This window comes from Bordetella genomosp. 9, from assembly GCF_002261425.1.
Classification (GTDB): Bacteria; Pseudomonadota; Gammaproteobacteria; order Burkholderiales; family Burkholderiaceae_B; genus Bordetella_C.
The window spans coordinates 1,947,051-1,964,430 of the sequence record NZ_NEVJ01000003.1 but is presented as its reverse complement, the minus strand read 5'-3'; the positions used below and the strand labels follow the sequence as shown (position 1 = coordinate 1,964,430).

Below are 17,380 nucleotides of genomic sequence, written 5' to 3'. Positions count from 1 at the left end.
TCAACGATTGTTGAATTATAGTGGGCGGATAATAGCTGAAAGCTCTTCAGTCGTGGCGATTGCTTCCGCGATGCCGATACACATTTGCCGATGAGACCCCAGCAATGCGCCAGGAACGGATGATCAATACCGTGGAAGTCCACACCGGGGGCGAACCTTTCCGCATCGTCACCAGCGGCCTGCCCAGGTTTCCCGGCGCATCCATCGTGCAGCGGCGGGCCTGGATCAAGGAAAACCTCGATGACGTCCGCACCGCGCTGATCTTCGAGCCGCGCGGCCATGCGGACATGTATGCGGGGTATCTGACCGACCCAGTCACACCCGAGGCCGATTTCGGCGTGATCTTCGTGCACAACGAGGGCTATAGCGACCATTGCGGTCATGGCGTCATCGCCTTGGCCACCGCGGCGGTCGAGCTGGGCTGGGTGGCGCGGACGCAGCCGGAAACCCGGGTCGGCATCGATGCGCCATGCGGCTTCATCGAAGCGCATGTGGAATGGGACGGCGAACATGCGGGCGACGTGCGCTTCGTCAACGTGCCGTCCTTCCTGGTGATGCGCGACGTGGCGGTGACGACCCCTACCTATGGCCGCGTCGTCGGCGACATTGCGTTCGGTGGCGCGTTCTACTTCTACACCGACGGCGCGGACCACGGCCTGACGGTCGCCGAGTCGGGCATCGAAAAGCTGATCCGTTTCGGCGCCGAAGTGAAGGCCGCCGCCAACCAGGCCTATCCCGTCGTGCACCCGTTCATCCCCGAGCTGAATCACATCTACGGCACCATCATCAGCGGTGCGCCCCGCCATGCGGGATCGACCCAGTCCAATTGCTGCATCTTCGCGGATCGCCAGGTGGACCGCTCCCCGACCGGCTCCGGCACCGCGGGCCGCATTGCCCAGTTGGTGGCCAGGGGCTCGCTTCAGATGGGCGAGGATTTCGTCAACGAATCGGTGATCGGCACTGTCATGCGAGGCCGGGCGCTGACGCGCACGCGGGTCGGCGACTATGATGCGGTCGTGCCGGAAGTGTCCGGGCGCGCCAGCATCTACGGCTATGCGAGCTGGGTGCTGGATGCCCGCGACCCCTTGAAGAACGGCTTTCTGGTACGGTAACCGGTTTGCGCGCCCTGGTGAACGACGCGGTGCAGGCCGCGCTGCGGCGGGCGCGCGAACTCGGCGCGGCCTGATGCTTCAATCGAACCCTGAACCCTGCGAATCATGAACCCTGCGCATGAACCCCGATAAGTCGCCCATGAAATTCTTCGACCCCGCATCGACGGCGGACCGCCTGTCCTTTCCCGCCCTGATCCCTGCCTTGGCCAAAATGTTCGAGGAAGGCTGCGTGGTGCCGCGCCGGCACACCCACTTCATCGGCGACCGTCCCGAAGCCCCCGATACGCTGCTGTTGATGCCCGCATGGCAGGAAGGCCGCTACCTGGGCGTCAAGCAGGTGACGATATATCCGGAGAACGCCAAGCAGGGTGCCCCGGGCCTGTACTCGTCGTACACGCTCAGCGATGCCCGCACCGGTCGGCCGCTGGCCATCATCGATGGCGACCAGATCACCGTCCGGCGTACTGCCGGCGCGTCCGCCCTGGCCGCGTCCTTCCTGGCGCGCCCGGACGCCAGGCGCCTGGTCATCGTGGGTGCGGGCAACGTGGCGAGCGCGCTGGCGCCCGCCTACGCGGCGGTGCGTGATCTGGCGGATGTGGCGGTATGGAACCTCAAGCCCGAAAAAGCGGAGGCCCTGGCCGCGCGCCTGCGGGAGCAGGGCTACGCGGCCCGTGCCGCGACCGATCTCGAACAGGCGGTGCGCGAGGCGGACATGGTCAGCTGCGCCACGCTGTCGCGCACGCCGCTGGTACGCCGCGCCTGGCTGCGGCCCGGCACGCACGTCGATCTGATCGGCAGCTTCCAGCCGACCATGCGCGAGGCCGATGACGACACCTTCGCCGATACCTCGGTGTTCGTGGATACGACCGAAGCGCTGGAAAAGTCCGGCGACCTGCTGTCGCCGATCAAGGCCGGCCGCTTCGACCCGGGCAAGCTGCAGGCCACGCTGGAAACCTTGTGCCGCCGCGAGCATCCGGGACGCCGGACGGCGGAAGAAATCACCGTATTCAAATCGGTCGGCACCGCGGCCGAAGACCTGGCCGCGGCGATCCTGGTCTACGAGAGCCATTGAGCCACGCGGCGGTGCGCGTGGCCTGGCGTCAGCGCGGCCCCGCCAGCAGGCCTTCCAGGCGAGCCGGTAGGCGTATCTCGATCTGCAGCAGCAGATAGGACAGCGTCTTGCCGTGCGTATCCAGGTTCAGCGCATCGTTCACGCCGCCGTCCAGTACGCCGTCCAGCACGAAGTTCATCGCGTGCAGGCGTGGCAACAGATATCGCTGTACGCCGGTGGGACTGCGGTGCGCGAACCGTGCCGCCACGATTTCCGGCGTCACCTGCGCGACCAGCAATTCGTAGAAGGCGGGGTCCCATGCGATGACGCTGATGTTGGAACGGTCGCCCTTGTCACCGGTGCGCGCGTGGGCCGCGCGATACAGCGGCACGATCAGATCATTCATCGCCAGTCACCATTTCGAAACCGGTCGGCACGGCATCGCGCGGAAGCAGGCAGGATACGGTGTTCAACCTGGGCGTCAGCGCGGTCCGCACGCCGCCACCCCCCGCGGGTCCGCAGCAATAGAGCGCGGTGACTTCACGGGTCAGGCGTTGCGCCCCCGCCAGGTCCGGCGCATGGGCGGCCACGCGCAGCCGTATGTCATCGCTGCCGCCCAGCGCCGTGGCGGCCAGCAGCGTTCCATCGTCATCGCCGAAGACACTCAGCCGCCCGATCAGGTCGACCCGTAGATGCAGGTCCGGCAGGCGCTGGCGCAGCACGTCGGCGGCCAGGCGGGCGCGGGCCTCGGCGCGGGGGCCGGCGTAGGAGATCTCTCCTTCGGCCAGCCAGCCGCCTTCAAGGCACACGTTCACCTTGTAATCGACCGGCCTGGCATGGCCCCGCACCCCGCGCAGCCGGACGCTATCCGGCCCGACCGCGCCGATCTCGGCTTCGCCGATATCGGCGACGACGTCCGGCGTCAGGTAGGCCGACGGATCGTGCACTTCATAAAGCAGCTGTTCCTTGACCGTGTCTTCGTCGACACGGCCGCCAGTGCGGTCAGCCTTGCCGATGGTGCAGTCGCCCTGGGCGTCTATTTCCGCGATGGGAAAGCCGACATGCGCCAGGTCGGGCACATCCTTGTAGCCGGGATCGGCGTAGTAGCCTCCGCACACCTGCGAGCCGCATTCGAGCAGGTGCCCGGCCATCGTGGCCTTGCCCAGCCTGTCCCAGTCATCGGCCTGCCAGCCGTAATACGACATGGCCGGGCCCACGGTCAGCGACGGGTCGGCCACGCGACCGCAGACCACGATCTGCGCGCCGGCATCCAGGGCCGCGCGGATCGGCTCCGCGCCCAGATAGGCATTCGCGCTGACGACGCGGCTGGCATCGAAATCGGCGCCCAGGCGCTCGGCCAACAGGCCGGCATGCCGTTCGCCCGATACGTCGTCGCCATACACCACCGCGATGCGCGGTGCGGGCAGGCCCAGTTCGGCCGCCATGCGCGCGATATGCCGCGCCGCGCCGCGCGGGTTGGCCGCGCCGAAGTTGCTGACGATGCGGATGTCGTGCCGCAGGCAACGGGTCAGCACCGGCCTCAGCATGTCGTCCAGCAGCGGTTCATAGCCGGCGTCCGGGTCGGCGCGCTTGCGCAGCTGCGCCAGGGCCAGCGTGCGCTCGGCCAGCGTTTCGAAAATCAGGAAGGCGCGCCCCGCGCCCGGCTTGCCGTCCAGCCTTGCGACCAGGGTATCGACCACCGGGCCGGCGGCATCGGTGCGGTCGCCGGAAAAGCCGGCGGCGCAGCCGACCAGGAGGGGCGGAATAGGTTGCGTCACGACGTTCTCTTGGTTGCGTCTGACAGACTGAGCTGCCGGGCCCCCGAGCCCGCCATCGAACGGACGGGCAGCTCACGAGACCTTGGGCGGGTCAGTATAGGAAGCGGACTACAATAAGCAAAATTGAAATTACGGATAGATTAATCCGAAGTTCATATTAATAAATGCGCACGCCCGACCTCTCTTCCCGCCAACTGCGCGCCTTCCTGATGCTGGCCGACCTGTGCCATTTCACCAAGGCCGCCCAGGCCTGCCACCTGTCCCAGCCGGCCTTCAGCGCGCTGATCCGGGCCCTGGAAGAATCCATGGGCGCGCGCCTGTTCGACCGCAGCACGCGGCGGGTCACCCTGACGCCGGAAGGGCGGACATTCGAGCCGCTTGCGCGCCAACTGCTGGCCGACATCGGCAATGCGATGGCCCATGTCGCCGATCGCGTCCAGCTCCGCAGCGGCCGCGTCCACATCGCGGCCCTGCCATCGCTGGCGGCGGGCTGGCTGCCGTCCATCCTGAGTGATTTCCACACGCAGCACCCCAATGTGGAGCTGCAATTGTCGGACGTGCTGTCCGACCCCTGCATAGAGCTGGTGCGTGGCGGCCAGGCGGATTTCGCGCTGGCGTCGCGCGGCACCCGGCCGACCGACCCCGCCGAGCTTCATGCGCAGGCGCTGTGCAGCGACACCTTCCATCTGGTCTGCCGCGAAGATCATCCGCTCGCCAAGGAGCCGCGCCTGACCTTGAAAAAGCTGGTCCCCTGGCCCTTCATCCACCTGGTCCGCAACAGCAGCGTGCGCCAGAGCATCGAAGCCGTCCTGTATCCGCAGTCGGTGAAAACGCTGCTCGAAGTCGAACAGCTCGCCACCGTCACCGGCATGATCGAAGCCGGCCTGGGCATCAGCGTCGTGCCCACCTTCACCCTGTACCAGTTCCAGAAGCCGGGCCTGGTCATCCGCCCGATCACCGTGCCCGGCCTGGAGCGGCAGATCTATATCGTCCGGCGGCAGGAGAGCCCCTTGTCCGCGGCGGCACAGACGCTGTATGACATGGTCGTCCAGAGACTGGGCAAGGTGTGAAGGCGACGCGTGGTGACCTGCATCCAGCGTGTCGCGAGCGAGTGGGCATGGCTCTTTGCTTAGGGAAGTTGTAATCAGGAACTGATATCGTCGCCGCTCGATTCAGGCTGAGCAGGAGCAGGTACATGCGGTGGATTGCGGCGTTGGTGATGACCATCGTGGGGGCAGGCGGCGCATTGGCCGCGCCTTCGCCCAGCTTCAATGCGGGACTGATTCGTTTGACGGTCAAGGACGAGGCCGCTTCCTTTGATACGGTCGTCTTCTACCCGACGAACGCGCCCGAGGTTCCATGGCAAGCGGGCCCGTTCACCATACGGGCGACGCGAAATGCGCCGCCTGTGCCGGACCATCGATTCCCGGTCGTCCTGATCTCGCACGGCAAGGGCGGGGGCCCCTTCAGCCATCGTGAGCTGGCTACCGCTCTGGCGCATGCGGGGTTCATCGCGATCCTGCCGACGCACGTCGGCGACGCGTCGGGCCATCCGCCGGCGCCGACACAAGCCCGGATCCTGATCGATCGCCCCCGGCAGGCGGAGGCCGCGCTTGATGCCGTCCTGGCGGATCCGCGTCTGTCGGCAAGTGCGGATGCCGGCCGGATAGGCATGGTCGGGTATTCGGCCGGTGGTTATACCGCCTTGATCCTGGCCGGCGCCAAGCCTGATTTTGCGTATGCCAGCGCCTACTGCGGGGAGCACGATGACCCGGGATCCTGCCCGCGTCGCAAACCTGCCGATGCCACGCCAGGCGTGCAGGCGGGCGCGGCCATACCACCGGAATTGGCCGCGTGGCGGCCGCCCGTCGACCACCGCCTGAAAGCGCTGGTGCTGATGGACCCGTTGGCCATGATGTTCGATGCGCCGGGACTCTCCGCGGTGCGCGTCCCGACGCTGCTCTTTCGGCCGCGGGACGATAGCTATCTCGCTTCGGCAAGAAATTCGCTCGCCATCGCATCGGGCCTGCCCGCCGTGCCGGCGGTCCACGTCGTGCCTGGCAATCATTTCGTGTTCGTCGACCCATGCCCGGCCGCGATCGCGGCCGAAGCGCCGATGATCTGCCAGGATGCGCCCGGTGTCGATCGGGCCGCGATCCATCGCCAGATCGAACAGGATATCCTCGATTTTCTGCGCGCGAAGTTATAGCTTTTCCCGCGACGCCTTCAGCGCGGCTGGAAGGCGATGACCGCCATCCCCGCCAGCGCCAGGGCCACGCCCGCGTAATCCCAATTGCTGGGACGGATCCCGTCCACCAGCCACAGCCAGACCAGCGCCACCGCGATATACACGCCGCCATACGCCGCATAGACGCGGCCGGCCGCGGCGGGATGCAAGGTCAGCAACCACGCGAAAATCGCCAGAGAGATCCCGGCCGGGATCAGGAGCAGCGCACTGCGACCTTCCCTGAGCCAGAGATAGGGCAGGTAGCAGCCGACGATCTCCGCCACCGCCGTGGCGACGTACAACAGGAATGTCTTCATGTAGTTCCTTCGCCGCCGCTTTCATCACAAAGGCATACGATCCGACGTGTCCGGCAGCGCGACGAGTGTATCGAAGCACCAGGTAAAGCAGAAGGTGAAAACCAGGAAGAAGGCGAGCACCGCGGCCTCCATCTTGAAGGCCTGCCATAGGCTTACCTGATACCACGCCATATACAGCGGCAACACCGCCGCCGCCAGGCCCACCTCGAACAGGGTGGCATGGACGACTCGAAGCCGCACGCTACGTGCGCCCGTGCGGTGGCGCCGCTCCCAGGCCTCGAACAGGGTGTTGAAGATGTAGTTCCATGCGACAGCCAGCGCGGTGACCGCGGCGGCCACGGTCATGGCGTTGGCGGCGCTGCCGCCGCCCAGGAACACCAGGATGGGCGCGGACAGCAGGATCGCGAGGATTTCAAAGAGCGCGACGTAAACGACGCGGCGCGCGCGGGGTGCCAGGACGACCATCGGAAGCTCCAGTGAGCACGAGGCTCATGAATGAAGCCGGTCCGTCCCGGTAATATGCATTGGTGGTGAAGACTGATGATGGGCCACGGTTTCCGCCCATTGATGGATTGTACCGGTTGGAAGCGAGATGGGTCTAATCGCGATGTTCTAACCGCGTCTCGCAAGCCATACCGTACGCCCACCGCCGGTATTCCAATCATTCGCCACGTGGGCGATGACCGTAAACCCGATGCCGTGGAGCAGCGCTTTGTACTCGTCCGCGCTCAGGCTCGCGTGATAGAGCGGGTCACCCCGATACTCTCCCACCGCTTCGCCTGCGGCCGGGCCGGTGTTGAACATCAGCACAGCCGACGAGGCGGCATGTTGGTCGAATACCGAGAACATCCGCCGTTGGTCATCTGGCTGCAGGTGGAAAAAGCTATCCCATGCAAGGATTCCTTCAAATCGCCGGTCGAGCTGAAGTGACCGCATATCGCGCACCATCCATTCCTGATCGGGCAACCGTTGGCGACAGAGGGAAATGAGTGTCGGCGATGAATCAACCCCCACGACGGGCAAACCGTTCGCGACCATATATTGGCCGACAGGAGCACCCGATCCACAGCCCAGATCAAGAATCCTCGCATCATCCGGCAGGGCCGCGATGAAGCGGTCATGCCATGGTTTGTCGCTCCAGTCGGCATTACGCCGATCGGCATCCCATGCGCTAGCGTGACGCTCGTAGTGATCGATGATACGGTTCGCTAAATCGTGCATATTTCGACTTTGGTAACTCACTGCTGGAGGAAGAAGTGATGAATCGGGGATCGGCTGCCTGTGCATTGCCGCTGTTTCTCTTATCCCTGTTCGGTAGTGCGCTGGCGTCCCCGCCGCCGGCCGTAGACACGGCGGACAGCGCTCCAGGCTACAAAGCGGAGTCCAATGACGACGGTACCGTGATCAACGGCGTCGCCATCATGCCAGGCGTAGAGCGGCTTTCCTACGTATCGCCACGCTATTACGGTATCAGGCCAGGCTATGACGCGTGCATCAAGGCCACGCAAGGCCAGGTGCCGGCTCAGGGGGATTGCGCCGACGCCGAATATACCTATCAGGATGCGCGTTTGAATAAAGCTTATAAGGCGCTGACTGCCGCCGTTACCAGCGTGGAAGGCAAGGACGCTCGCCAGGAGATACAGGCGGCGCAACGTGCGTGGCTTGCCTTCTATGAAAAGGATTGCGCGGTAAGGGCCTATCGATTTGGATCGACATCGGCGCCGAGTACGTTGTCGACCTGTCGAATGGAAAGAACGGCCATACGCGCCCAGGAACTAGAAGACTGGCGAATCAGCTACACAGCAACGCATCGACATTGAGCGCGTTACTTGAGCATTCCCAAAAAAAAAGCCACGGCCTAGGCCGTGGCTCAACTGCGCTACGTCCGGTACGGTTACTGCGTTGCCGCACCGGCGTTGAACATCAAGATATCAAACCGCGAAGGCGCATCGGTCCAAATCGCCCGTATGTATGTAACGAGGCGCACGGGTAGATCAAAGCTCGTCTGGTGGTTGCGGGCAGGCCTCAATTATCCAGATACATCGTTGCGGAACATTGCGTTCGGGCACGGCCGTTCACTCCGTGCAGCCGCGAGTGGGTTTGCCTCCCCGTTGTGAAACACCGCCCGGGCGTATGTTGAATTTTGATCTTACGCTTGGTTTCAATGACAGTTACCAGGGGTGAATCGAGGTGATATATTGCGGCCCGAACCGCGATCTCCTGTCTTTCTGCATAGTCGAAAATCATGAAACGCTTAGGAAGCTTGTTCCGTATCGCCCCTGCGATCGTTCTTTCGGTAATGCTCTCGGCTTGCATGGGACTGTCACCATGGTCACCGACTCGGAACAAGCTGGACGCCCAGGTCGGCAAGAACATCAAGGAGCTGTTGCCCAAATGGCCCGAGCCGAACGGTGCGACGCCGTTCGTGAAACAAGAGGACGCCCAGACGAAGTCGTACACCTACATTTACGGCTACGAGGCAGCGCATTACGAGAACAAGGGTTATCAGGTGATGACCGCGCCGGGCATCATCCAGAACGGACGATACGATGAGTATGTTCCGGAATCGACCGACTGCTGGGTCATCTTTTATACGAATAACGAGGGCACCATCCTTCGCTACAAGATGATCACCAACGGCAAGATCAACTACAACTCCTGCGGTCGATACATCAGCGGCTACGGCTTCTGATATTCGCCGCGTGAGCGCGATGCAAATGACGCGTTTTGCGCCCCCTTGGAGATCCATATGCGTCGCGCTGGCCACGTATCTGTGCATATGCCCGGCGCAAGCCCAGGCCCAGAGCCAAGCACGCGCTGGCGCGAATCAGGAACCTCGACTCAATCCCTCGCCCCAACTGCGCTACACCGTCAGAGCCGTGATTAATGGAGCGCCGGGGCCGTTTGAGCGTATCGAAGGTCATGTGAACTACCGGGTCGACACGCCTGCCTGCGTGCCATTGACACCCGTGGCCGGCGCAACGGTGGTTCCCGAAAAGCGCGTACCGATGGTCTTCAGCCCTGCGGGCGACAACGCGTATAAGTCCGACCTCTTCCTGGACCGTTTCCTGGACGAAGACTATTTCGGACTGGGGGTCTGCCGATGGTCGGTCGTGGGCATGACGGTGGAGTTTCATCATTCCAAAGTGACTTTCAGCCCCGCGCTCTACGACGAAGACCTGCTCGCGGGGAATAAGGTCACGCGATTCTTTTCGACGAGATCGTACGGCCATGCCGAGAACGGACGCATTGATATCGGCGCCACCAGCGCCAGCGCATTCGACAATCCTGATGCGACGTTTTCGATCAGCATGCAGGCTGACCGTGCCGCGCCCAATTAGGGACCGGCATCATAGGCATTTCATCCATGCGCTTTGCGTATTACACGCAGCCAATCCCATGAGACGAATGACAATGAAGCAACCCCTCCGAGCATGTCTACTGATTGGCCTGACCATGGCTTCGCCTGCCATGGCGGCAGCAGGCTTTCAGGGTGATTGGGTATACCAGCAAACATGTGGTTGGCGCCATGCGGCTGGCGTCAGTCTGAAGGTCCGCGATGGGAAAGTGGCCGGCACCTGGAGCGACGGCTCCGGCCGCGGGATCGGCGAGCAAGGATCCTTGCAGGGCGATATCCGCAACGGCAAGCTGTATGCCCATTTCTGCACGGACAGTCCCGAACAGATGGCCGCGGACGTCGAATGCACGAACTTCGATACCGCGCAGGCGGATTATTTCGTGCTCAGGGGCGACCGGATGGATTGGTATCGGCAGTCTGGAAAGGAAAATGTGAAGTACTTGACGCTGCACCGGAGAATCGCGGGCAGAAAGACGCCCACCGACAACCACTGCGAAGACGAGCAGTAAGGCAGCGACTGCGGCGTTATCGATCAGCCGGGTCCAGCGCCTGAGCCCAGTTCTTTCGCATTGCCGCCAGACGTGCGACGTAGACGGACTCCAGGCACGCCGCGTCTTTACAGCGGTCCCGTACCGTGGTGCGCCAGCGGGCCTGTTCTTCGCCTGCCGGATCGATCAGCTTGCCGGTTTCGCCATCGCGGCCGGCGGTCTCGCCTTCGATCTTCTCGAACAGCACTTTCATCTGGTCGTCGAGCTTGGACAGCTTGGGAACCGTGCAGATCAGGTGCTCGACCTGGGTTTTGGCAAACTTGCAGTCAAAACCCGCGGCGTGAGCCGGGCCCGGTGGCAACAGCGCGGCCAGCGTGATCGCCGCGCTCGTGCCCAGGTGCGCGCTCAGGCGATGAATGCGCCACGTGGGCCGTGGCCGCGTCCGTTCAAATTCGTTGGTGGAGGTCATGGCACTCGGACGGCGTAGCTGCAGGCGTGGTACACGATTGCGCATTTACCATGTTCGGCACATTGGGACATGGCGTATTGGTCGGCATCAGCCTGCTCCGCGCGGCCTGCCGCAATGATGAAGCCGCCGCCATCTTGCTGCGCCACGGCCACGCACTGGTTGTAATAGGAAATGATGACCCTGCAATGCGGGCTGCCATTCATGCTGCACTGGTTCATGGCAATCTTGCTGGCGGACGACTTGCTTTCCTCATTGACGGCTACGCCGGCCGCGCCAGTCCCGTCGTCCATCGCGACGGCACCCCAGCTATCCCGCCATTTGGGCGCCGGCGCGTTGCCCGGAATCGGGTAATCCCCCGCGTGATTGTTGTACGGCGAGTTCGGCGCCGAAGGTGGAATGCAGCCCGCATTCCCGGCACCCGGGATGCCGGGCGCGCACTGTGCATGAACCGTCAAGGGGGCGACAAGCAAAATCCAAAACCCGAAGGCGATAAATTTCATCAGGCGGTTTCCTCAGACGAAGGGCAGGACCGTTCGGGCGGTGCTCCTGGGACGCAGTGACTGCCCCGGCAGGTCGGCGCATATTATGCGTCCGCGACCATCCTTTTGGGTGAGGTCAGGCGCTACCGACGCTTGCCGTCGACGAAAGAAAAAAGCCCTTGGAACAATCCAAGGGCTTTTTATTGTCTGGCGGAGAGGGTGGGATTCGAACCCACGGTACGGGGAAACCGTACGCCTGATTTCGAGTCAGGTACATTCGACCACTCTGCCACCTCTCCTGGTGCGTTGCTCGCGGCGGCTCCCTGGGCTTGCCTGGCGGGCGTTCCGATGCGCAAACATCGAAAACGGCCGGGGCGATGACTCGGGGTGGTCAACAGACGCCGTGAGTGCTCTAGGAACCTGATCCTTCAAGAAGGCAGGTCCAGCGAGCAGCAAAGCCCGCTATTCTACCAGCAATTTTGTTTCCTGTATTCATCGTCACGCGCGATACTCCGGGCGCCGTAATTTCTTGTCAGAATATATGTACTGTCCGGCAAGGTGCCCATGGAACTCATCGTTGTCCTGCTGTTGTCCGCGGTCATCTGCGTGCCGCTTACCCAGGTGCTGGGACTGGGGACCATTCCAGGGTATCTGCTTGCCGGCATCATCATCGGCCCGTCGGCGCTGAAGCTGGTCACCGACGTTCCCGCCATCGTCGATATTTCCCAGTGGGGCGTGGTGATGATGCTGTTCGTCATCGGCCTGGAGCTGGAGCCTTCGCGCCTGTGGGGCATGCGGCGGGAAGTCTTCGGCGTGGGCATCTTCCAGATGGTGTCCTGCGCCAGCGTCCTTTCCCTGCTGATGGGCCTGGCCCTGCGCCACCTGATCGATATGTCATGGACCGGCGCCATCATCTGCGGCTGCGCGGTGGCGCTGTCGTCCACGGCGGTCGCGATGCGGTTGCTGGACGAACGGCAACTGAGCCGCACCCCCATGGGCCGAACCGCGCTGGGCGTCTTGCTGTTGCAGGATATGGCCGCCATTCCCATGCTGATCGCGCTGGGCATCATAGGGGGCGGGGGTACCCGCGCGCCGTCCTTCCTGTCCGCGCTGGTGGCGGTGGCGGTCGTGCTGGCGGGCTACCGCCTGCGGGTCATCAGCTGGGCCGAGCGCGCCCAGCTGCAGGAACTGTTCACCGCCGCCACCTTGCTGGTGGTGATCGGTTCGGCGCAGCTTTTCGATTATGCGGGCCTGTCCGCCGGCCTGGGCGGTTTCCTGGTGGGTGTGCTGCTGGCCAAGTCCAAGTATCGGGTGTCGATGGAGGCCTCCATCGAGCCGTTCAAGGGGCTGCTGCTGGGCCTGTTCTTCCTGGGTATCGGCATGTCCGTGAACCTGGACGTCGTGCGTGAACATTGGCGCTTCATCCTGTTCAGCGTGGCGGCCTTGCTGGTGGTCAAAGGATCCATCCTGTACGGCATCGCCCGCATGTCCGGCCTGCCGACCTATCACCGGATGCCCTTCGCCATCGCCCTGGCGCAGGGCGGTGAGTTCGGTTTTGCCCTGTTCAACGAAGCCTGGGACAACGGCCTGCTGTCCGCGCCCCACCGGGACCTGATTTCCGTGGTGGTGGCCGTTTCCATGGCGGTGGTGCCGGTCCTGATCAAGCTGTTCGAACGCATGCAGCCCAAGCGCGTGGAAGGCTACACTTCCGGAGCGCCCTGACCGGGGCGTCCGTGAGGACGTACCAGACCAGGCGTCCCGCTCGGGCTGGCCGGCCATCCGCCGCCATCATCCCGTCCATCCTCGATTTCTGCCGCCAAGGAGCACTGTCATGCTGAAAGGTAAAGTCGCCGTCGTTACTGGATCCACCAGCGGCATCGGCCTGGGTATCGCCACGGCGCTCGCGGCGCAGGGGGCGGACATCGTGCTGAACGGCTTCGGCGACCCGGCGGAAATCGAAAAGACCCGGGCTGGCCTCGCGCTGGCGCATGGCGTCAAGGCGACCTATGACGGCGCCGACCTGAGCAAGGGCGCCGCCGTCCGCCAACTGGTGGAAAACGCCGTGTCGGCCCATGGCCGCATCGACATCCTGGTGAACAATGCCGGCATCCAGCATACAGACCTGATCGAAAACTTCCCGCCGGAAAAGTGGGATGCCATCATCGCCCTCAACCTGTCGGCCGTGTTCCACGGCACGGCGGCCGCGCTGCCTCACATGAAGAAGCAGAAATGGGGCCGCATCATCAATATCGCGTCGGCGCATGGCCTGGTCGGCTCGGCCAGCAAGTCGGCCTACGTCGCCGCCAAGCACGGTGTGATCGGCCTGACCAAGGTCACCGCGCTGGAGACCGCCGGCCTGGGCGTTACCGCCAATGCGATTTGCCCGGGGTGGGTGCGCACGGCCCTGGTGGAAAAGCAGATCACCGCCATCGCGGCCAAGGACGGCGTGGACCAGGAAGCCGCCGCGCGCGAACTGCTGGGCGAAAAGCAGCCGTCGCTGCAGTTCGTGACGCCGGAGCAACTGGGCGGCACGGCGGTGTACCTGTGCTCGCCGGCAGCCGAACAGGTCACTGGCGCGTCGATTTCGGTCGATGGCGGTTGGACGGCGCGCTGAAGAACACTTCCCATACATCAAGGACACCTTCGAACATGCTGTTTCTGCTGTCTCCCGCCAAGAAGCTGGACTACGACTCGCCCCTGGGCGTGGATCTGCACACCCAGCCGCTTTTCGTCGACCAGGCGGCCGCCCTCATCAAGGTGCTGAAGAAGAAAAGCGCCGAAGACATCGCCGAGCTGATGGATCTGAGCCCGGCGCTGTCCGAGCTGAACGCCAAGCGCTACGCGGCGTGGAAGCCGACCTTCACCCAGCAGAACGCCCGTCCGGCGATCCTGGCCTTCAACGGCGACGTCTATGAAGGCCTGCAGGCCCCCACGCTCAGCCCGGCGCAACTGGAATGGGCGCAGGAACATATCGCGATACTCAGCGGCCTGTACGGCGTGCTGCGGCCGCTGGACCTGATGCAGCCCTACCGGCTGGAAATGGGCACGCGCCTGGAAACGCCGCGCGGCAAGAACCTGTATGAGTTCTGGGGTTCCGAGATCGCCGAGTACCTGAACGAGCGCCTGGAAGGCGGCAGGAAGCCCATCGTCATCAACCTGGCGTCCGAGGAATATTTCAAGGCCGTCGACCTGAAAGCCTTGAAGGCCCGCGTGGTCCAGTGCGTATTCCAGGATTGGAAGAACGGCGCCTACAAGATCATCAGCTTCAACGCCAAGCGTGCGCGCGGGCTAATGGCGCGCTATGCGATCCAGCACAAGGCGGGCACGCCGGAGCGCCTGCAGGGCTTCGACAGCGAAGGCTATGCCTACGACGCGTCGGTGTCGACGCCGGACAAGCTGGTGTTCCGCCGCAAGCTGGCCTGAGGGCTCCGGAACTTCAGGCCTTCAGGACTCAACCGTCCAGCGCCGCGCTTTCCTGGCGGATCATCTGCCCGGCGCGCACCATGAGCTTCAGCGGATAGGCCAGCGATGCCAGCTCGCCCTGCGTGTCCAGCTGCTCCGGCAGCGGCGGCACGGGCGGATGGGCCGGGTCCAGCATGACAGTGACCGCTTCCAGCGTGCCGCTCACCGATGGCGGCGGCTCCTGGCTGAGCGTCGCCAGCGTCGGCACGGCGGCCGTGGTCTGGGAAGCCAGAATGTGGTTCTGGATAAGCAGGTTGTTCATTTCGGGCACGAACTGCTGCCGCGACTGCGGCTCGCTCATCATGCGGTAGAAGGCCTCGGCGAAGTTGCTGAAGGCCACGTGCACATTCTTGCGGGCCAGGCGCCAGTTCAGGTCGGCATCGACTTCGGCCTGCGTGGCGGGCGGTTCCGGGACGGGGCCCTGGGCCTGGTCGGGGGTTTCGCGGCGGGCCTGCTTTTCGCGCATCACGCCGGCGTACTGCAGCCCGGCGCGCAGGTATTCGCGATTGGCCTTGATCGCCGCGCGCGCCAGCGGCGGCAGGAAGCGCGCCTCCCACCAGGGGAAAGCGTAGCTGCAAGCCAGCGATAGCGCGCAGCCGATCAAGGTGTCCAGCGCCCGTTCGCCGATCACGTTCATGGACACCGTGCCCGGCGACACGAAGTGGAACACCAGCACCACGAACAGGGTATTGAAAATCGCGCTGGCCATGTAGTTCAGCTGCACCAGGCTGTTGCCCATGATGCAGGCCGCCAGCAGGGCGGCGAACAGGATTTCCGGGCTGCTGGTCACGTTGAGCAGGATCAGCGCCATCACGCAGCCGATCAGCGTGCCGCCCAGCCGCCAGCCATTGCGCTGGCGTGTCAAGGCGAACCCCGGCTTCATGATGATCACGATGGTCAGCATGATCCAGTAGTTATGCGCGGAGAATGTCTCCGACACCCAGAGTTCGCTGACCGTCATCGCCAGGGCGGCGGCCAGCGTCACCCGCAGCGCGTAGCGGAAATTCGGCGAATCCATGCGCAGGTTGCTGGTGATCATGCCGAAGCGGAACTCCTGCCGCGTCATGAAGCGCGTCAGCGACTTGTCGATGCGCAGGGCGCTGGTGGGCTTGGCGTCCGGCCCGCCCAGCGTGTGGTCGGCCAGCCGTTCGACGATGCGCGAAGCGTTGCGCAGGCGGCGCTGGATCTGGATGACCAGGGCGTAGATTTCGGGCTCGCGCTCGGCCAGGCCCTGTTGCTTGAGCTGGTCGATCTCGTACTCGATGGCACGCAGTTCGGCCTTGATGCTGGTGCGCCGCCGCACCGGTCGCCCCTGCGAAATGCCCAGGGCGATGCGGTCCAGGTTCAGCGACATCTTCAGCAGCGAATCGCGCATGAACAGCAGCACGTCGTTGCCCGTCAGGGCGCGGCGCAGCGTGGCGTAGTCGGTATGGGTGGCGAACAGCGTGTCGACCAGCTGCAGCATGTCGACGAACATATTGAAGATCATCACGCGCCGCGCGTCGCCCCAGCCCTTGCCGCGGGGCAGGGCGCGCAACACGACGTCGCGCGCCGCCTGGTGCTTCTCCGTCATGGTGGACTGGCGCTGGATCAGCGTGCGGTAGGAGTCTTCCAGGTCGTCGGCTTCGTCGTAGAACGAGGCGCGCGCCGCCACGTAGTCCGCCGTCGCGAACAGCGCCACCGACATGGCCTGCTGTTCTTCACGCAGCCAGAACAGGCGGCTGAACCCCAGGCTGAAGGCCAGGTAGAAGAGGGCGCCGCCCAGGGTGCCGGCCGCGTGCAGCAGCACCTGGTCGGGCGGCAGCGGCGAATGCATGGTCAAGGCCATGACCAGCAGGCCGGCGAAGCCGATCAGGCCGCCGCGCTTGCCGAAGACCGTGAACAGCGAATAGAAAAAACACTGGGCGATGACCACCAGCCACAGGGCCAGCCGATTGGTGGAAGCGAAGCCGGTGATGCAGACCGTCAGCGTGGCCAGCACGGCGCCGCCCAGCATCTCGTTGGTCCGGTGCTGCTGCGGGCCGCCCGGCTGGTCGATGATCGCCACGCACTGGGCGCCGAAGGTGGCCACCAGCCCCAGGGTGTATTCGCCGAAGACCACGCCCAGGATCAGGACGGGCAGCAGCATGCCTACCCCCTGACGCACGCCTCCAAAGAAATAATGGCTGTAGATGAAGCGGCGGAGATTCGCGATGCGCAAGTCCATGGATGGCGGCTTGGGGGACGAATGGGGACAGGGATAGGTGGCAAGTATAGAGAGTCCCCGATTATTTGCCGCGCGCCGCCGCCCGTCGCCCGCCCCGGCCGGGGCGGGCCGGGTCCGCGCCGGGGCCGCCCCTGTGTGGCGCGAAACCGACGCGTGGAATGCATCCCCGTTCCGTAACTCCGTCTGATTTGCTAGTAAACCCTTAAACACGGTAAATTCACCGGTTCCCGCCGTCCCGTCATCCAGGGCCGGGGGGAATGGTTTGCCAGTTTCCCGGTCTACCGACCGGTTTCAATGCGCCAGCAGTACCCTGCCGTTTGGCCGTGCCACAAGCGCGTAGTCAAGGGCTTCCATTTCGATCTCCGGCGCCCATGGGGGCGCTATGCACTGCGTACTGGATGGACGCGTGCCGGATCGGCAAGGCATCCGGGTG

The 17,380-nt window shown here is 64.2% G+C and carries 19 protein-coding genes and 1 tRNA gene; 11 read left to right on the top strand and 9 right to left on the bottom strand.

What is annotated here, in order from left to right:
* Positions 1-104 precede the first annotated feature (104 nt).
* Positions 105-1,112, top strand: coding sequence for a trans-3-hydroxy-L-proline dehydratase (gene lhpH, locus CAL26_RS19990; protein ID WP_094848492.1), 1,008 nt, complete (start codon positions 105-107; stop codon positions 1,110-1,112).
* Between the two features lie 139 nt (positions 1,113-1,251).
* Complete coding sequence (locus CAL26_RS19985) at positions 1,252-2,184, top strand: ornithine cyclodeaminase family protein (RefSeq protein ID WP_094849990.1); 933 nt, start codon at positions 1,252-1,254, stop codon at positions 2,182-2,184.
* Between the two features lie 28 nt (positions 2,185-2,212).
* Here CAL26_RS19985 and CAL26_RS19980 read toward each other — a convergent pair whose 3' ends face one another.
* Both CAL26_RS19980 and CAL26_RS19975 read right to left on the bottom strand, forming a co-directional pair.
* Positions 2,213-2,569 (bottom strand): AtuA-related protein, encoded by a 357-nt coding sequence (locus CAL26_RS19980; protein ID WP_094848491.1) that lies wholly within the window; start codon positions 2,567-2,569, stop codon positions 2,213-2,215.
* Positions 2,562-3,941, bottom strand: a complete 1,380-nt coding sequence (locus tag CAL26_RS19975) for an acyclic terpene utilization AtuA family protein (protein WP_094848490.1) — start codon at positions 3,939-3,941, stop codon at positions 2,562-2,564. The genes CAL26_RS19980 and CAL26_RS19975 overlap by 8 nt, the downstream gene beginning before the upstream one ends.
* Positions 3,942-4,105: 164 nt before the next feature.
* Here CAL26_RS19975 and CAL26_RS19970 point away from each other — a divergent pair, with 164 nt between their 5' ends.
* Together CAL26_RS19970 and CAL26_RS19965 are read left to right on the top strand one after the other, a co-directional pair.
* On the top strand, positions 4,106-5,011 hold the full coding sequence (locus CAL26_RS19970) for a LysR family transcriptional regulator (RefSeq protein WP_094848489.1): 906 nt from the start codon (positions 4,106-4,108) through the stop codon (positions 5,009-5,011).
* A gap of 149 nt (positions 5,012-5,160) precedes the next feature.
* The gene (locus CAL26_RS19965) at positions 5,161-6,150 is read left to right on the top strand and encodes an alpha/beta hydrolase family protein (protein WP_256988655.1); all 990 of its coding nucleotides are present in this window, start codon (positions 5,161-5,163) and stop codon (positions 6,148-6,150) included.
* Positions 6,151-6,167: 17 nt separating this feature from the next.
* Here CAL26_RS19965 and CAL26_RS19960 read toward each other — a convergent pair whose 3' ends face one another.
* The 3 genes from CAL26_RS19960 to CAL26_RS19950 form a co-directional block, all read right to left on the bottom strand.
* Positions 6,168-6,485, bottom strand: coding sequence for a YnfA family protein (locus CAL26_RS19960; protein WP_094848487.1), 318 nt, complete (start codon positions 6,483-6,485; stop codon positions 6,168-6,170).
* A gap of 24 nt (positions 6,486-6,509) precedes the next feature.
* Positions 6,510-6,950, bottom strand: a complete 441-nt coding sequence (locus tag CAL26_RS19955) for a PACE efflux transporter (RefSeq protein ID WP_094848486.1) — start codon at positions 6,948-6,950, stop codon at positions 6,510-6,512.
* A gap of 147 nt (positions 6,951-7,097) precedes the next feature.
* The gene (locus CAL26_RS19950; RefSeq protein WP_094848485.1) at positions 7,098-7,706 is read right to left on the bottom strand and encodes a class I SAM-dependent DNA methyltransferase; all 609 of its coding nucleotides are present in this window, start codon (positions 7,704-7,706) and stop codon (positions 7,098-7,100) included.
* Positions 7,707-7,744: 38 nt separating this feature from the next.
* On the opposite strand from CAL26_RS19950, the gene CAL26_RS19945 reads away from it, so the two are divergent.
* The 4 genes from CAL26_RS19945 to CAL26_RS19930 all read left to right on the top strand — a co-directional run bounded on the left by CAL26_RS19945 (position 7,745) and on the right by CAL26_RS19930 (position 10,352).
* Entirely contained in the window at positions 7,745-8,305 is a 561-nt protein-coding gene (locus CAL26_RS19945; RefSeq protein ID WP_094848484.1) for a lysozyme inhibitor LprI family protein, read from the top strand.
* A gap of 425 nt (positions 8,306-8,730) precedes the next feature.
* Entirely contained in the window at positions 8,731-9,177 is a 447-nt protein-coding gene (locus CAL26_RS19940; RefSeq protein WP_256988538.1) for a hypothetical protein, read from the top strand.
* 10 nt (positions 9,178-9,187) lie between these two features.
* Positions 9,188-9,826, top strand: a complete 639-nt coding sequence (locus tag CAL26_RS28155; protein ID WP_143277459.1) for a hypothetical protein — start codon at positions 9,188-9,190, stop codon at positions 9,824-9,826.
* Positions 9,827-9,899: 73 nt separating this feature from the next.
* Positions 9,900-10,352, top strand: coding sequence for a hypothetical protein (locus tag CAL26_RS19930; RefSeq protein WP_143277458.1), 453 nt, complete (start codon positions 9,900-9,902; stop codon positions 10,350-10,352).
* A gap of 16 nt (positions 10,353-10,368) precedes the next feature.
* Here CAL26_RS19930 and CAL26_RS19925 read toward each other — a convergent pair whose 3' ends face one another.
* The 3 genes from CAL26_RS19925 to CAL26_RS19915 all read right to left on the bottom strand — a co-directional run bounded on the left by CAL26_RS19925 (position 10,369) and on the right by CAL26_RS19915 (position 11,578).
* Positions 10,369-10,800 (bottom strand): lysozyme inhibitor LprI family protein, encoded by a 432-nt coding sequence (locus CAL26_RS19925; RefSeq protein ID WP_179283404.1) that lies wholly within the window; start codon positions 10,798-10,800, stop codon positions 10,369-10,371.
* On the bottom strand, positions 10,797-11,300 hold the full coding sequence (locus CAL26_RS19920) for a DUF4189 domain-containing protein (RefSeq protein WP_094848480.1): 504 nt from the start codon (positions 11,298-11,300) through the stop codon (positions 10,797-10,799). The genes CAL26_RS19925 and CAL26_RS19920 overlap by 4 nt, the downstream gene beginning before the upstream one ends.
* Positions 11,301-11,487: 187 nt before the next feature.
* A tRNA-Ser gene (locus tag CAL26_RS19915) sits at positions 11,488-11,578 on the bottom strand.
* 265 nt (positions 11,579-11,843) lie between these two features.
* On the opposite strand from CAL26_RS19915, the gene CAL26_RS19910 reads away from it, so the two are divergent.
* From CAL26_RS19910 to yaaA, 3 genes are all read left to right on the top strand, one after another.
* Positions 11,844-13,001, top strand: coding sequence for a cation:proton antiporter domain-containing protein (locus CAL26_RS19910; protein ID WP_179283403.1), 1,158 nt, complete (start codon positions 11,844-11,846; stop codon positions 12,999-13,001).
* Positions 13,002-13,110: 109 nt separating this feature from the next.
* Positions 13,111-13,893 (top strand): 3-hydroxybutyrate dehydrogenase, encoded by a 783-nt coding sequence (locus CAL26_RS19905; protein WP_094848479.1) that lies wholly within the window; start codon positions 13,111-13,113, stop codon positions 13,891-13,893.
* Positions 13,894-13,928: 35 nt separating this feature from the next.
* Positions 13,929-14,702 (top strand): peroxide stress protein YaaA, encoded by a 774-nt coding sequence (gene yaaA, locus CAL26_RS19900; RefSeq protein ID WP_094848478.1) that lies wholly within the window; start codon positions 13,929-13,931, stop codon positions 14,700-14,702.
* Positions 14,703-14,730: 28 nt separating this feature from the next.
* Here the strand turns inward: yaaA and CAL26_RS19895 are convergent, their stop codons facing one another.
* Positions 14,731-16,947 (bottom strand): FUSC family protein, encoded by a 2,217-nt coding sequence (locus tag CAL26_RS19895; protein WP_094848477.1) that lies wholly within the window; start codon positions 16,945-16,947, stop codon positions 14,731-14,733.
* Between the last annotated feature and the right edge of the window lie 433 nt (positions 16,948-17,380).